We start from the raw sequence: 16217 nt of genomic DNA, 5'->3' as shown, positions 1-16217 counted from the left end.
AGAATTTATTCCGGTTCATTAACATCATCAATTACAGGAATATTTTCATTTCTTTCTGTATTTTCTTTGTCATCTTCAAGACGATAAAGAAATTCACAGGTATCTCGAATTAAGTTGAGTTGACGGCCTGCTAAACGAGCGCGATCGCCTGCAAATGCGTTATCAAATACCTCCACTACAAAATACTTGGCAAAATCTAGAACAGCTTGCCGTTCTTCTTCTCGTTTGCTCATGATCCAGCGTCCTTCAGCAGTAGAAGAATGAACACGATCCATGAGTTTAAAAACTTCTGCTGCAACAGCCACAACTAATGTTTCTCCCTGAAACACACTTGACTCAGCTTTGAGTATAGTTTCAGCCGCAATATCAACTGGTTTCAACACAGCATTAGACTTAGGATTATAACGCTTATTAGCTCGGTAAAATCTGCGGTATAAATCTGTTAATTTCTTAGGATGATTCAGACTTGATGCTTCTCCCACAATTAATTGCTCCATATTAGTGTCATATTTCACATAAGGGTCAAAACAAGGATAAAAATGATAAGCATAAAGCCGGATTTTTTCAATTCGTGCTGTTTCTGATCCTTGGTTACGCACCCAGCGATTGAGGTAAGAAAAGACGTACAACGGACTGGTTTCAAAATCTTTAGCCAATTCTGTAAATCTTCCCCAGTTGGCATCGTAACCAGACTTACCCTGTCGCGCATTCACATCTAAATGAATGGCGTAAGCGGCGGTAAGCACATTTAAAGGTGCTGGGTATTGAATACCGTTTTCATTCCAGCCTTCGAGGATGTAGTCAAGACGGAAGCGATCGCGCCTTACTAAAGAACGGAAAGCATGAGGCGCACTATCAAGGAAAACGCTTTCCTCAAATTCAGCCCCATCATTAAAAGGTGGAATCGGTGACTCTGAAACCACAGTTTTAACATCTAAAATCATCGGGAAAGCAAACGCTAACCAAGTTGGCATTACCCAAGATTCTGTATCGGTGCTGTCTCTTCCTGGCGGGAGCGCCATGAAGTAAAATGTTAAAGGCTGGTCTTCAGGATAGGAAAGCTTAAAGGTGCGATCTTTGTCACGCTGGAGGTTTTCATCAATTAAGAAACTATCTACACTTTGGTAGCGATCGCGCCCCAAGTCCGCCTGTAAATTCTTACTGATAAAATGATTGCGAACGCTGGTATCAAAGCGAGTTTGAGCAATACCGTTGTAAGCTTTCTGCAAAAATTTATTAGTCTCTGGAGTAAAGTAATAAGTAGGATAAAAATAGAGATAGCGATATTTACCATCTTCAAATCGCTTACCTACAGCTTGAGTTTGATTCATCAAGATTTGCCTTAACATCATCTCCACACCTGCAATACTGGAGATATTGCGTTTAGCGTTAGAACCTCCTAACATTTGCTTGTTTGTATAAACTTGTGGCGTAAATAAAACTGCTGATTCCATTTGCTCAGTAACCGTGTAAGCAGAATGAGAAATTGAGCAGATTAATTGTTTACCTCGCCCTGCTTTTTTTGCAGCATTGTAATTATCTAACTCATTTATAAATGTTTCAACTTGCGTTTTAACAGATGGCTCTTGATTAGTACCTGGTAACATCACAACTCGTTTTACCCAAAGCCTTAAATCATCCCAACCATCAGGCAATTCATACTGAGAAATTATCGGAGGAATTAAAGTTGTCAAATAGCCAATGACTTCCTGACAAGCTTCACGTACATCTTCAATTCCTGGATGATGTTCTAAATATTTAGCCGCCAGATAATACCATTCATAAGGTACTCCTCCAGTATTCCCTTTTAACTTATTTTCTTTGAGACTTTCGTTAATGCGTTGAATTTCTAGAATTTGAGGCAAATATTCTGCTAAATCCCAAAATTCTGCAACTTTGTGAGTTAAATCAAAATCGGGAACTGCTGGCAGCTTTTTATCTTTCTTACGAGCAGAATAAACGCGATTAACTGTCTCTTCCCAAATCTTCCGGCTAACTAAATCACCAAATTCTGCTATTTGGTCAATGCGGATATCATCTTCAAATTTGAAGTCATAATCAGCAGATAAAACATTTTGTTGCTGAAACTTATTCAGATTTTCGCTGCGACTTTTAGCAACAGAACCTTTATTAGGGTTTAAGATGCGTAATGTAGCATCTAAGGCTACTTTCATCAAGCCTATATCATCAAAAAATAAGTTGTAATATTCGGCATATTTCATACCTTTGCCATCTCTACCAAATCCTGTTTGTCTGAGGCGTAATTGACCTGCACAAAGCGATTTAATACTGTTAACTACACGGTCTGGTAAATCTGACGGCGAGATAGGTGGAGCATTGCGCGAAGCCAAGTAAATTACGCCTGTTGGCAGATATAACAAAGGTTCATAGTAAGTATGCTCATCAGTATTAAGACTAGTATGAGCCTGAATTAAAGCATTATTCACTACATTAGTTAAAACACCACGATTCTCAGCAATGCTGTGATAGGTAAATTTTAATTGCCCATCACTGAGGCTGTGGATGATTTCTTTGAGTCTAGGATGTTCTGCATCCTGGGGATGTTTAACAATTGAGGCGAGGGAATCAGCTAAACAAGTTAAATCAGATAGACTGCGAAGGGTACGGTCTTTAAGAAGAGGATTCAACCCAAATTCAGAAAAATTCCAGTTAGTATCCCAGCGACGTTGAGCATTATAAGCCATGCACAACAAATCATCTAGATATTCTCGATAAGCTTCAGGTTTTTCTGGATTTATAAAGTTATCTAGTCCTAACTGGTGAACTTTTTTATCAATAATTTTACGATGTTCTGTTAGCGATAGCTTGCGACAGTTTTCAGGTACATCAGGAAACTTTTCAAAATCATGTAAAATAAATCCAGTAATTACTAATCTACGTTCTCGCTCTTTCACCACTCGCTGCACTGTGGTATTGAGTTTTTCTAAACGTTTCTCAATTAAATTTGCTGGGAATAATCCATTGAGTAAGTGAGTATTAAGCGATTGATCAGCAGCGTTATCTCGTCTAACTCTAGTTTTACCTTCTGCTTCTCGCTGTTGGTCAATTTCATCAAAAAACTTACCGCCTTTCGCAGTTACACCAATTGCTACCCGCAACAGATTTGGTAAAACATACTCACCAAAGTCTGCCATTACCTTATCATCTGGATTTTGAGATTGAATTGCTTCTCGTAATAGCTTGAGTGTTAATAATTCGCCTTCGGTTTCAATTGTACGGTCTGAAGAATCACCATCAAAACCAAAATCACCTGATAACCAATCATCATTAGACATTTTCAAACTCCATTTTTTTACTCCACGCCTTCTAGCAACTTGGCAACTTGCTCTGGAGCCGGAAGCTGATTTTTTAATTCTTGAGGCAATGTAGAAAACAACTTATAAGTCGCTATACCAATTGGTTTATTCGATTCTCTCAGTGCATACTCAACAATAGTTTTATCCTTGGATTTGCAAAGAATAATTCCAATTGAGAGATTTTCGTCTGGGAATCGAGATAAATCATCTAAAGCCGCCAGATAAAATTGCATTTTTCCCACATACTCAGGTAGGAACTCTCCAGTTTTTAACTCAATCGCAACTAAACATTTTAATTGGCGGTGATACAGCAACAGGTCAATAAAAAATTCTTTATCGCCAACTTCTAAGCGATACTGACTGCCAACAAAAGTAAACCGCCCACCCATTTCTTGCAAGAATGGTTCAACTCTTACCAAAATCGCCTGTTCTAGCTGTCGTTCACTGTGTTCATCTGCTAGTTCCAAGAAATCAAAAGTATATTCGTCTTTGACAGCTAGTTTTAATTGGTTACGAATCTCTGCTGAAACAGTTTTATCAAAATTAGTTTGATTCAACAGAGTCTTTTCATAGGTTTGATTTTCAATTTGGTGAATCAAAACATTCTTTGTCCAGCCAAATTTACGAGTCATTCTGATATAGAATTCCCGTTCTAGGTCATCTTTGCACTTCTCTACAATGACCAGATTGTGACTCCATCCAATTTCTCGCACCAATGGTGCGAGTTTTTCATTGTTGACGTATGATTCATAAAAAAGCCTCATCCGCCAGAGGTTAGCAGCAGAAAATCCGCTAATTCCTGGAAACTCTGCTTGTAAGTCTTTTGCTAACTGTTCTACTACGGATTTTCCCCAAGTAGCGCCCTGCTGTTGAGTAACAATTATCTGTCCAATGTCCCAGTAGAGGTTAATCATTTCCCGATTAACTGCTTTTAGTGCTTCGTACTGGGCTGAACGAATACGCTGTTTTATTTCCATTAGCAAATCTCTGTAATTGTCTGAAATCGGGTTACTCATACTAAACTCCAATTTATAGAAGCTCCTAAATTATATTTTTATTAACTTGCTTGTAATCACATATAACCTGTAAAAAATAATCTACTGTCTATTAGGGCAGGCATTCTGCCCTAATAGATATTTATAAATTCTGAAATTGAGGAGGTTGGTAAACAAAGAAATTTTTATTTACAAACTCCTTAACTAACTAAGCAGCCAATTTTATAAACTCTAGAGGAGTAATACAGATTTGCTGCGGAAATAGATTAAGTTCAAGTTGCTCATACTTGCTTGATTGCTGAATCTCTTCAACCAATTCTGGTACATCCTCAGTTACAGAAGGTTGTTCTGAAGTGTAAGGTTGCAGGTCAAAGAGTTCCAACTGAACATAGTTGTCCATCAGTTAGAACCTCCACTTAATTTTTAGGAATGTTTTCTCAAGAAAATGAGATTTAAAAGGTCTTTTATTACGTCAGAACCTCCATTTAGATTTTGGGCTTCTGCTTGCTTCATAAAGAAGCGAAGCATTAGTTGGACGGCTGTGATTATCAGTTCAACTACGGGAGAAGCATAGCGTCGGACGGATGCAAGCATCGGTACAACGAATCTCCTTCTCTGTCCTTGTAGGCTGACACCAACAAGTAAAGAATAGCACATGAAAGTTTTCTGACAATAAATTCAAAGACCTTATAAAATTCTTGTGAATTCTCCTATATCATTGAGGGTGGAGAGCGATAAAGTATTGAGCAAACTAGAATCCCTATCAGGGATTGAAATCTCCTTTTCTGCACTTGAAGGCTTACGCCCTCCTACTGTAAATCAGTAACCAAAATCCCTATCAGGGATTGAAACTTCAAACAACTCATATCTCATCTCCTTTGCTTTTAAACGTGTAAGCAAGCGTATCCAGCAGCAGTGCAGAGTGACCAAAAGCGATCGCACACGGGGCAGTAGCATCATAAAAGCTATACTGATCGCTGATGCCATAAATCTGAAAATTCATCGGTAGCCTTAGCCGCATCCGCACTTCAGCAAGAGGACGGCGAATTACGTAACAAACCAAACCTTCCTTTTTTAAGCGTTTGTTAATTTCCCCAACCCAATAGTTGTCAGGTTGCCAAATTTCCACACCAGTCAAAACCTGAACTTTCCAAGCGTCAGCAATTGGCTGTAAGTCGCCAGAGTAGGTAAACTTCCAGTTCAGCCGTTCCTCTCGGTAGGAACGCAACTTCATAAATGCCAGACAATGAGCAAATCTACCTTTAGCAATGGGTTGTCCCGTGCGTTCTGCGGTTTCTTTGAGTGTCCGTATAAATGCCGCTTCCGTCCACATTTCAATTTCTAAATTGCCCAAAATACCCGGTAAATCGTAGGTTTTAAACCTATCTGCCTCATTTTCTTCCGTTAAGTCGTATAAACCACATTGCAAAGGACTTGAACCTCGAAAACTAGCAGCATCCTCAGCAATAGGATTTCCTGATTTACCAGAAAGAGCTTGCCAATCTTTCGCCCATCCTTGAATACGTCCGGCTTGTGACTTCAGACTTGTTTCAAATACTTGTTCACAGGCTTCTTGAAACTTGTCTCGGCTTTGGGCATACTGTTGTTTAATTGTGCGATCGCTCAACTGATAACACAACCGAAATGATTGCACAGCCCCCCAACGACGATAATAACCACGAAAATCGTTTATTTGTCGATAATTCTCGGTAATTGTATTGTGAAAAGAGGGGCGATCGCAAATACTATTCACTTTTAATGGTGGAGTATCACTCTTAAACAATCGCTCTACCAAAAAGTTAGGAACTAGAGAAAAAGCTGTAAAATTCTCAAACTTAACTATCTGACCATCTTTTTCATATTCGTCATGCCTTCCTAAGCGTCCTAAACGTTGGATAAAGTTACCTGCATCGGATGATTCAAAAATTAGGAAATTGATTTTAAAATCAACTCCAACATCAATTGTGCTAGTACCAATAACCAAGTCAGCAGAAAGACTTCGCTCCTTTTCTCCTTTTCCCGATAGCCCTGTATTTTCTCCAACTTTCAATCCGTAAGGCTGTAAAATTTCCCGAAAAAATTGAGTTAGGCGTTTGACTGCCGCGATTGAGTTAAGGATGATTGCGCCTTTACTTCCTGGATACTGCTGAAACTGAGCCAAAATCAAATCACTATTTTCTTTTAGCCAAGTTTCCGAAGCTTTAAACGATGGTTCCAAAGGAATAAAATTCAATATAATTGTTCGTGCTACCTGTCGCCATCTCTGTGTTTGGAGTTGCTGTCCTTCTTCTGGTGTATCGGGAAATTGATATTTATTTTGTTTTAAAGGATCAATTTCTTTACAACGAAATCCTGCTTTTTCTAATCGCCCAATTAAGTTTGTATCTGGTGTGGCTGAGAGAAACAGAAATTTCTTGCGGCGATTTGTGCAGCGAATCAACAACATTGTGTTAATCACGCTAGCAATTTGGTGAGCTGCGAAAACGTGAAATTCATCAAAAATGAATAAGTCAAAATCTTTATCAATTCTGCCCCATAGCTTATCTGGGCTATCGCCGTGAATTATATAAGCACCTCGATGTAGGTAGTGAAAAATATCAGGGTTAGTTAATAATGCTTCTCTCTGGTTAGTCAGAGTTGCGATCGCAGCCCCTTTTTTCAATCCTTCATTTTCTGCATAAATTTCTAAATCAGCCCCACTTAGTCGCACCACACGCGGCTGATTTTCTGGCTGAAATTTCTCAACATATCCTCTAATTTGCGTTTCTTGATCGCGGGCGAGTTCATTGGTTGGGTAAAGTCCGATCGCAGAAAATTCGCCCTGAAGCACTTCTAGGTAAGCCGCTAGACTTTTACCATCGCCAGTCATCGCAGTGTTGAACACGACATCAATATTTGGATCGCGCAACGCTTCTAAAGTTGCGGCTTGATGCCAAGAAAGCAACCAATCTTTAGGTAATTTCACGCCGTCAGGTGTTGGGACGGTTTGAGAATAAACAGGCTTGAGAGTAATTTTGTATGCTTCCGTCATTTGTCTTTTCTCTCCACCTCAATATCCTGATATTCTTGAATACTTCCTTGTCGAATTATCCATAATTTACCAGTTACATCTGCTGCTTCTAGCCCAGCAATTAGAGTTTCTGTAACTGTACGGTAATCTTCAAAACTAGGACGAGATGGTAAACGAATGACTATAATTCCTGTATAGTGAGAAGGATTATATTTAAGACGATTTCCGAATCCTCTATCTATCGTTACTAAACATCTATTCTCGCTACGACAAATATCAATTAATTCCTCATCATGAGTTGAAATTAAACCTTGTTCTCGAACAGTGGCAACATCATGTCCTGCAAGACGCAATAATGTAGCTACTCGCAGACTACCAAGATTTTCATCAAGTTTAATATTCACTTTTTTGATTCCTTTTGCAATCCTAAAGGAATTTCTACATAGCTATCTCTTGTCATCTCCGCAGCGTATGCAATACAGGCTAGGATATCTTCTCGTTCCAAACCGGGATATTCTTCCAAAATTGTCTCTATTTTTTCTCCACTTGCAAGAAGATCAAGAATTAGAGAAACCCAAATACGATGACCTTTAATACAAGGTTTACCGAAACAAATATTTGGATCAATGGAAATTCGAGATAGTAAATCGTTCTTAGTCATTGAAACTTCTCCAAATTTGTTGTAATTCTTTTCAATGAATCCTCTTCTCCTAATTCTATATTCGGATATACACTTAAATAGTGTCCGTAACTGGTTGTTAAAAACTATATTGGCACGCAAAATAGAAGTTGACAAGAGAGTATACATATAAAGTACACGGACATTTTTAATGAGTCGAAAAGGTCAATCTATTACACTGTCGATATCAGAACATGATAAAGCCGAGCTAGAAGTGATCGCTCGTGAATTCGGTATGATGTGGGGAGAAGAGCAGCCTAACATCTCTAAATTAATTAAAGCGATCGCTCAACGTAAGTTACTCATCGGTAACAATAACGATTGGAAAGAACCACGCATCAGGGCATTACATAGATGTATCAATGCGTTGACAGACATTGGGCAAATTGAACAAGCCCAAATCATTGCAAACTTACTTCTCGAACGCAGCGAACTATCATTACCGTTGCGGGGCGAAATCGAACGTTTCTTAGAGAATTTGCCCCCACCTTGGCGCTTAGAGATAGACCGCTATATCTTGCGCGAACAGCCCTTTCAGCTTTCCTATCAAGATGCAACTGGACATTTATTAAACTTTACGGTTCGCCACGCCAAAGTAGCACCCCACGAAAAGCGACAATATCTTGATTGCTGGTGTGAGGAAACAGAAGGAAACTTTGATATCCCAGAACTGGTTCACAACTGGAGTTTGCGATTAGACCGAATTACGGATGCGGCGGTGACTTCACTTACTGGTGAATGGCGTACTAATTTGGATGAGATAAAAGTAGAAATGCACTTATTAGCAAATTTGGCTTTTGCTTATCAAGCTAAACCAGAAGATGATATCCATGAATGGCTACCAGATAAACCAAAAGTTCGACGAGTGATTAGGCGAGTATCTAGTACATTTTGGTTTATGCGGGAAGTTATGCAGTATGCGCCAGATTGTGTAGTGATATTACCAGAGAATGTGCGCGATCGCCTCAAACAAAAACTCCTCACTCTATGCAATTTATATGATATTGAAACCACAGAGTAAATTATACTAAAGGATATAGTTGCATTAAGGGCAAGAGACAAATATTAACTACTATTAACTACACATCTCCTTTAAGACAGGATAGAAGCAATAGTTGATGGTAGTTGATATTTAGTAGGGTTATAAAAAAAATCTTGTCTTTTCGCACTGCCTACTCCCTATCTTAACTAAGGTTTATAAAGCTTAAAATTGCTATAACTTAAGTTTGCTGACTCATAAGTTTTACTTTTACAATACTTCTGAGTAAGTTTTGAGCAACGATCACCTTTTCGTATGCTTAAAAATTACAAAGTGGCACAAGAATCATTATCTGATACCTTTTTATTCACAAAGCGCAATTATTTATTTTGATGAAATCCCAATGATGCAAGCAGCAACATTTTGCCAAATTGGTTGAGTATATGGTAGATTATTGATTATTTGTTCTAGCTTTTCAGGGTTCAGTAAAATCTTGTGAAATTCTTTATCTTCTTTTAAGTCGTTTAAACTAACTATTTGTCTTTTGTATTTTATGTCTTGGCGTTTCTCAAATAAATAAGGATTAAGTATATCAAGCCATTGCTGTGAAAAAAGATAATAATTGATACTATACTCTGAGTCTATTGAAGTTGGTTTAAATAGCTCAAGTACTTCTTCATATAGACTCTTTTTAGAGGCATTTTTATTTATCTGTAATTGTCTTTCAATTATAAACTGTACAACTTCTAATGCTCTTCTTCTCTTATTTGGTAAGAGTTTAATTTCATTATTTTTAAGAAGCTGAAGATATCGACTTAGAACTTGAGTTGTTGTGTCAGTCCACTTCTCTGGTTTAATTGATGTGTTCAATTTTGCTCTTAGTTCTCTACATATCTCTGGTAGCTCTGAATAGATACAATCTTTTGAATCAATAAAATACCATCTGGGTGGTGATGATTTCCCTGCTCTCGTTGCTATAAATAACCAACTTTCTTTAGATTCTAATATACTTATTTTGACTTTTACGCTTGCATTCACATCTTTAAAATATAAATAATCCTTTCTTTTGATAAGTGAATTTTCTCCTTCATATAAATCATGAACTGGTTTAAAGGCATCTTGTATCCCTTCCCAAATATAGTCTTCTTGCTCAAGTTCTTCCAAAGCCTCTACAAAGTCTTCAGGACGTACAATTTCATCCATGTGTTTATCTAAAATTTGAGGAGGAATGTCAAAGTTTAATCCAATTAAACTCTCTGCGTCTAAAGAAGTTTTAATTAATTTTTTATCTGTTTTCAACGCAAATTCATCAGAGTCAGATGGCCAAAAAACTTGGATTTTTTTATGAGGACTGTCTAATCTATCAATTCTACCAATACGTTGTTCAGCTATTCGGAGAACAGTTGGCATATCTAAAAATAATACAGCAGATGCCTGCTGTAAATTAACACCTTCTGACATACAGTCAGAAAGCAATCCCAAAATATTATTCTCTTTTGAACCTAGTTCAAATTTTTTTAATGCTGTATCTTTTGTTGTTGTCCCAGTCACTATACAAGTTTCGATATTTGTGTGATTGTCTGTAATCAGCTTTTTCAAATAATCTAGAGTTATTATAGTACTATCAAATGCAATAACTAAATTATGTTTTTCAAAAAGTTTAACGAGTTTATTGACTTTTGAATTTTCGCGTGCAGATGATATTTTTCTTACTAATTGTGCTATTTGTTTGTATATTTTAATTTCTTCATCACAAACTTTTTTATATTCTACTAAATTTGTTAGCCAGGATGGTAGCAAATCATCAGAAAGTTTATTGTCAGGAAGTTTTCTATTATAGGTTTCTAATTTTTCAATAATGTTTCCAGAGTGTGTTTTAGAAGTTGTAAATTTAAATTCATCTAGAACTACCTTTGTTCCTTCTATAAGTTCTATTAAAGCTACTCTCGAAGACCTCAATCTTGCTTGTACAGCAAATATTGCTAGCGCATTTGCTGTATTTAACCTCATCTTAATATAAGCTTCCTCTCCAATTTCAAAATAATAGTCAGTCTTTTCTAACTTTTGTAAATATACAATTCCCTTTAACTGTTGAGCAAGATTATTAATTTCTAAAGCTATTGATTTGTCCTTTGTTGTTTCTTTAGTAGCATAAGTGTGACTCTCAGTTTTGGGATATCGACATAATCTTCCAAATTTATCTTTATACTTCTCTGGTTCTTGTTTAATTAAATTTTTAAATTGTTTTTTAGTTCTACGGACAATAAATTTTTTAATATAATTTCTTAAATTCTCTGTTTCTCTAGCATTCTTCAACAATCCACCTTTTTTCAGTCTTTTTAACTGATTTAGTTCATCATCATCTAAGTTATCGACATCAAGCATTTCTATCAAGCGTAATAAATCTCTGACTTGCTTGCTAATAGGCGTGGCGGTAGAAAGAATAATATAGTCAGCTTTATGCTTTGAAATATTATCACTTCGCTGAGATTTTGAATTTAAATAATTATGAGCTTCATCTATTGTTAAGATATTAGCTATTTGAATTTCTTTCAAAATATTTTTATGTCTAGAGTTATGAGAATGGCTTAATAATCCCATTGAAACCTGTGAACTCTGAGCAAAGCCTATATCAACAAATTCTTGATGCCAATTGTTTTGTACTATTGGCGGACATATTGTCAATATATATGATTTATTCATTCTGTCAGATTCCCACAACCAGTAGAATAGTAATAATTGAAGTGTACTGATGAGCTTAGTCTTACCAGAACCAGTCGGATCGGCAATCAAGACACAACCTTGAGTTTGTAATATATATAATGCTTGTCCTAAACCATATCTCTGTGCAGGCCACAAGCTAATATTATTTAATTTTTCATATAGTTGAGGAAATTCTTTGAACCAATTGCATTCTAGGATTTCTGCGAGCGCTCTCGCCAACGCTTCTTCCCAAGATGTTATTGACATTAGTTTTTCCAATAAATCTATGATTTCATCTTTGTAGTCTTGCCCCAATTTATAATAATTTTCTGCAATCTGCTCCATTCCTTCATACTGTTGTTTTTCAAACAGTATAATAGAATTCTTATGAACCCTGGCATTAGCTTCTAATTGTTGAGATAAACCATTTTTGCTAAAGTTAGAGGAACCTGAAATTGCATGACTTTCGCCAATATAAAGTTTGGCATGAAAATTATCCGAAATTTTAAAATGAAGTTTACCAGTTCTAATATACTCAATAGTTTTAATAATATTTCCGCCCTTCAATAAAGAATATCCACGTTCTAACCAGTAGTCTTTTATTTCTTTTTGTAAATCAACTATTTTCCAAAACTTTCTGGGGCGGTTATCAGGCTCCGAACCAAGAAGAATACGGACAGAATTAATTGTGGACATATCAACCTCAGTATTAAAAATATCTATGATATTTCCCAGCGAGCTAAATCCTGTGTTTATTAAATAATTTTCACTTGAATTAATATCTTTAATCACTTCTTGCTTAACATTTCTCTTTTCACTAGGAAGATTAAGAGGAAATAATGCATTAGGAGGCCATTTCATGTTAAAGTTTTCCTTCTCTAAATTAGGCTGTGATTCAGATTCATTACCGTTTGATTTTTGAGCCATTTTTATTTGCTATTAATATTCGTGACAAAATTACAGGTCAATGGAGTAGTGCCAAGCCCAAAAATCAATTTCTATTAATTATGAATCTTGGCTCTCTGACCCTTAAATACTTTCAAAATCAGTAAACAAAATACTGTTTTGGTACAATAGTACTACAAAAGTTGCATTATACAAAAAAATTAAAAAAATTAGTCACTCGCACATAAGATTAGTGTGAATGACCATCGCGCTCTCTAGAATTCTAATTTTTTAGAATGTCATGCTAGGTTATACGTACTCTATATACTGCTGGGCATTGACGCCAGCATTCCACCACAAGCAATTGCTTTTCTACATGCTTATGTTTTATTGTGGAGGAGCGATTCAGACTATTGGAACTTTGTAAAAAGATGAAGTTCAACGCAAAATCTGGTCAATCATTCGGTTGGCTTGGGAAGCATAACCGCCGCCAAATAAATTGAAGTGATTCAAAATGTGATACAGGTTATAGAGCGTTTTTCTGCGTTCATAGCCTGTATCTAACGCAAATACCTCGTTGTAACCCTTATAAAACGCTGCGGGGAAACCACCAAACAATTCTGTCATGGCGATATCAACTTCTCTATCTGCAAAATGAGTTGCTGGATCGAATATCACTGGTTCTCCCGACGCTGTACACCCAGCATTTCCGCCCCATAAATCGCCATGTACTAAAGAAGGTTGTACCTGATGATCCGCCAATAGTTCAGGGATAGCAGCCAGTAACTTGTCTTGCTGGGGAAAATTACCTCCCCGTCGCCTTGCCAACTGAAATTGATAACCCAAGCGATGTTTAATATAAAATTCCGTCCAGTCTGCTGTCCAAGTATTGATTTGCGGCGTGGAACCAATGGTATTGTTAATTTTCCAACCAAAATCTTGACTGCTGCTAGCTTTATGCATCGCTGCTAACTTGCGCCCCATTTCTTCCCATGAATTGCTGTTACCGCTACCAAGTTCCAACCATTCCAGAACGATGTAGCTAGAATTATCAGCAGTACCCCAGCAAATTGGTTTAGGGATGCGAATACTAGCTGTTGCTAGCATTTCCTTTAAACCCAATGCCTCAGCTTCAAACATCGCAACTTGGGATGCCAGGTTTTGCTTGACGAAGTAGGTTATCTTACCATTAGAGACAGCATAACCTTGGTTGATGCACCCGCCACCAACCGATCGCCGTTGCTGACTCTGAAATTTTTCGCCAGTCACCTGACTAATATGGGTGTCGATTTGAGTCCACATGATTAAATTGGGGAGTGGGGGATGAGGGAGCAGGGGGAGCAGGGGAGGCAGGGGAGGAATAATTAATTGTTGATTGATTAATTACCAATGCCCAATGCCCTATTCCCAATTTTTAATTTTTAATTTACGGCTTAACAAAAACTACACCATAAGCATCTGGAGATAGATACTCTTTGGCTGCTTGCATCAAGTCTGTTGCATCTTGGCTCTGAATTATCGCCGGGTAGTTAAAGGCGGGTTCCAAATCTCCCACCAAAGACTGATAATAACCATACAACCCAGAGCGATCGCTTGGTGTTTCGTTGCCAAAAACATATCTGTTAGCTACTCGCCGCCGCACACGGGCAATTTCGGATTCTGTTACCAACTCTGTTTGTAGTTTGCCAATGTGTTGAGCGATCGCATTCTCTACAACTGGTAAATTTTCTACTGCACATTTGGCTGAAATATAAAATATCCCTTGTAGCTCGTTGCTCATGTTGCTCACAGAAATTGAAGAAACTAATCCCCGTTCTTCCCGTAAATCTCTCACCAGTCTTGATGTCAGTCCGTGTCCCAAAATTCCTGCTAAAATATCCAATCCATAGGTACGATCTAACTGAGTCATTCCTGGAACTCGCCAAACCATTACTAGCCTTGCTTGTTGCAGACTTTCATCGATAAATTCTCGACGGACAATTTCTGTAAATGGTGATTCAGGATTCAGTGGCGAGTCGGCAGAAACGCGATTAATGGCATCTCTACTGGGCTGGGGAATAGCTTTTGTAAATCCTTCTGCAACAGTTGCAATTAATTCTTCTACTGGCAAATTGCCCACAGCCACAGCTGTAATTGACTGGGGTTGATACCAATTAGCATGAAAATCTCGCATCTGCTGGGGTTTTAGTCCGGCAATCACCGATTCTGGCCCCAATACTGCACGGCGATAGGGCAGATAATCAAAGGCTGTCTCCATCGCCCGTCTATATGTACGCCGCTGAGGATTATCCTCTGAACGCCTAATTTCTTCTAAAACTACCAATCGCTCACGTTCAAAGGCATCATCAGGAATACTCGCATTCGATACTACATCTATTTGTAGTGGCGCAAGCTCGGCAAAATCTCTAGGGGCAGTAGTTATATAGTAATGAGTATAGTCTTGGCTAGTAGCGGCATTCGTAACAGCACCCCGTTCTTCAATTCGACGTTCAAATTCGCCGCTAGCAAGTCGTTCTGTTCCTTTAAAAATCATGTGTTCTAAAAAGTGAGCCATGCCGTTAATAGCATCAGGTTCTACAGCAGAGCCAACTTTTATCCACAAGTTGAGGTTTACGGCTTCAACTGGCATTTGCTCGGCAATGATTGTCAAACCATTGGGCAACTTGTGCAGCGTCGGAGCATTGAGACGGGGAAATTTCCGCAGGGTTGTGGTCATTGCTACTTGTGTGTGAGGAGCGATATTACTTCTTTATCTTATCTGTGACTATAAAATAAGCACTGCGATCGCTTCTCCTATCAAAGACGCTTCTCTATGAGAGGCTCCGCCAGCGCGATCGCAAATGGCTTGCCATTAGGATGCCCGTTCGCCTAGCGTCTGTCGGAGAAGGGCTGTAGAGCGATCGCATTAGCAAGAGACACAAAGAAGACTTGACATTTGGGCATCTGCCTTAATTTGACGCTAATGGCGAGAAGCCCACCTCACAAGAAGTAGTTGAGTATTTTTTTATTTGTCAATCCCAAAAGAATCTTAGAAAAGTTAAAATACAGCAGAATTCAGGAGTCAGAATGGGCTGCGCCCCGCTGCGCTAACAGAATTCAGAAGTAAGTTGTTTAATTTCTGCTTAACTATTCTGCTTAACTATATTAATGCAATACCCAGTCTCCTATCTGTCATATCTGTCGTTTCTATTATCTCTGTCATATCTGTCATATCTATCGTTCCTATTATCTCTGTCATATCTGTCGTTTCTGCGATCGCCAACTGAAAACTCAGCTCGGCAACCATTTTTCACCCAAATACGATTTCTCCGATAGCCCCAATTTCCTCTACAACTGGCGTTAGACAATTGTCTGACAAACCTCACTCTACCTCTTGCATTTACCGAACAAGTATTCCTTCGATTATTCTGGCTTGAACAAGTTATTATCTCTTGAGCCGAAGCTGGGGCGGCAATACTCAAAAGAGTACCTATGCTAAGACTAGCAACCAGGAAGGTCGCAGAAATTGTGGGAAGGCGCATAATCATAATAAAATGCTAGATTTCTTCCAAATCTTAGAAACAAAAACTATAGTAATTCTAGCAAACTGCATTTAGAGCCAATGAATAAATTAGATTAAATGCAAATATTCTTTGCACTCCGAACTTCA

Annotated in this window: 12 protein-coding genes and 1 pseudogene; 1 reads left to right on the top strand and 12 read right to left on the bottom strand. The window is 38.0% G+C overall.

From position 1 onward, the window contains the following. Positions 1 to 5: 5 nt before the first annotated feature. The 7 genes from cas10d to HWQ42_RS33190 form a co-directional block, all read right to left on the bottom strand. Entirely contained in the window at positions 6 to 3296 is a 3291-nt protein-coding gene (cas10d, locus tag HWQ42_RS33220) for a type I-D CRISPR-associated protein Cas10d/Csc3 (RefSeq protein ID WP_292819795.1), read from the bottom strand. A gap of 17 nt (positions 3297 to 3313) precedes the next feature. After that, positions 3314 to 4333 carry a PDDEXK nuclease domain-containing protein gene (locus HWQ42_RS33215; protein WP_292819792.1) on the bottom strand — a complete coding sequence of 340 codons (1020 nt, stop codon included), beginning with the start codon at positions 4331 to 4333 and terminating at the stop codon, positions 3314 to 3316. A gap of 187 nt (positions 4334 to 4520) precedes the next feature. Continuing rightward, the gene (locus tag HWQ42_RS33210; protein WP_292819790.1) at positions 4521 to 4712 is read right to left on the bottom strand and encodes a hypothetical protein; all 192 of its coding nucleotides are present in this window, start codon (positions 4710 to 4712) and stop codon (positions 4521 to 4523) included. Between the two features lie 23 nt (positions 4713 to 4735). Beyond that, on the bottom strand, positions 4736 to 4969 hold the full coding sequence (locus HWQ42_RS33205; protein WP_292819787.1) for a hypothetical protein: 234 nt from the start codon (positions 4967 to 4969) through the stop codon (positions 4736 to 4738). Positions 4970 to 5174: 205 nt separating this feature from the next. After that, entirely contained in the window at positions 5175 to 7343 is a 2169-nt protein-coding gene (gene cas3, locus HWQ42_RS33200; RefSeq protein ID WP_292819784.1) for a type I-D CRISPR-associated helicase Cas3', read from the bottom strand. Further along, positions 7340 to 7726, bottom strand: coding sequence for a DUF5615 family PIN-like protein (locus HWQ42_RS33195; protein WP_292819781.1), 387 nt, complete (start codon positions 7724 to 7726; stop codon positions 7340 to 7342). The genes cas3 and HWQ42_RS33195 overlap by 4 nt, the downstream gene beginning before the upstream one ends. Then, positions 7723 to 7983, bottom strand: coding sequence for a DUF433 domain-containing protein (locus tag HWQ42_RS33190; protein ID WP_194000298.1), 261 nt, complete (start codon positions 7981 to 7983; stop codon positions 7723 to 7725). Before HWQ42_RS33190 ends, HWQ42_RS33195 begins: the two co-directional genes overlap by 4 nt. A gap of 169 nt (positions 7984 to 8152) precedes the next feature. On the opposite strand from HWQ42_RS33190, the gene HWQ42_RS33185 reads away from it, so the two are divergent. Beyond that, the gene (locus HWQ42_RS33185; protein ID WP_292819775.1) at positions 8153 to 9022 is read left to right on the top strand and encodes a WYL domain-containing protein; all 870 of its coding nucleotides are present in this window, start codon (positions 8153 to 8155) and stop codon (positions 9020 to 9022) included. Positions 9023 to 9364: 342 nt separating this feature from the next. Here the strand turns inward: HWQ42_RS33185 and HWQ42_RS33180 are convergent, their stop codons facing one another. From HWQ42_RS33180 to HWQ42_RS35680, 5 genes and pseudogenes are all read right to left on the bottom strand, one after another. Further along, positions 9365 to 12610 (bottom strand): SNF2-related protein, encoded by a 3246-nt coding sequence (locus tag HWQ42_RS33180; RefSeq protein WP_292819772.1) that lies wholly within the window; start codon positions 12608 to 12610, stop codon positions 9365 to 9367. A 396-nt stretch (positions 12611 to 13006) separates the two neighbouring features. Continuing rightward, complete coding sequence (locus HWQ42_RS33175) at positions 13007 to 13870, bottom strand: fructosamine kinase family protein (protein ID WP_292819769.1); 864 nt, start codon at positions 13868 to 13870, stop codon at positions 13007 to 13009. A gap of 124 nt (positions 13871 to 13994) precedes the next feature. Beyond that, positions 13995 to 15284 (bottom strand): pitrilysin family protein, encoded by a 1290-nt coding sequence (locus HWQ42_RS33170; protein ID WP_292819766.1) that lies wholly within the window; start codon positions 15282 to 15284, stop codon positions 13995 to 13997. Positions 15285 to 15707: 423 nt separating this feature from the next. After that, positions 15708 to 15854: a hypothetical protein gene (locus HWQ42_RS33165; RefSeq protein ID WP_292819763.1), complete on the bottom strand. Its 147-nt coding sequence runs from the start codon at positions 15852 to 15854 to the stop codon at positions 15708 to 15710. A 1-nt stretch (position 15855) separates the two neighbouring features. Then, positions 15856 to 16089: pseudogene (locus HWQ42_RS35680) on the bottom strand (DUF3011 domain-containing protein); the annotation flags it as partial. Positions 16090 to 16217 lie beyond the last annotated feature (128 nt).

It is taken from the genome of Nostoc sp. JL23, assembly GCF_017115065.1.
In the GTDB taxonomy this organism is placed as follows: domain Bacteria; phylum Cyanobacteriota; class Cyanobacteriia; order Cyanobacteriales; family Nostocaceae; genus Nostoc; species Nostoc punctiforme_A.
This window is presented reverse-complemented; position numbering and strand designations above follow the sequence as displayed.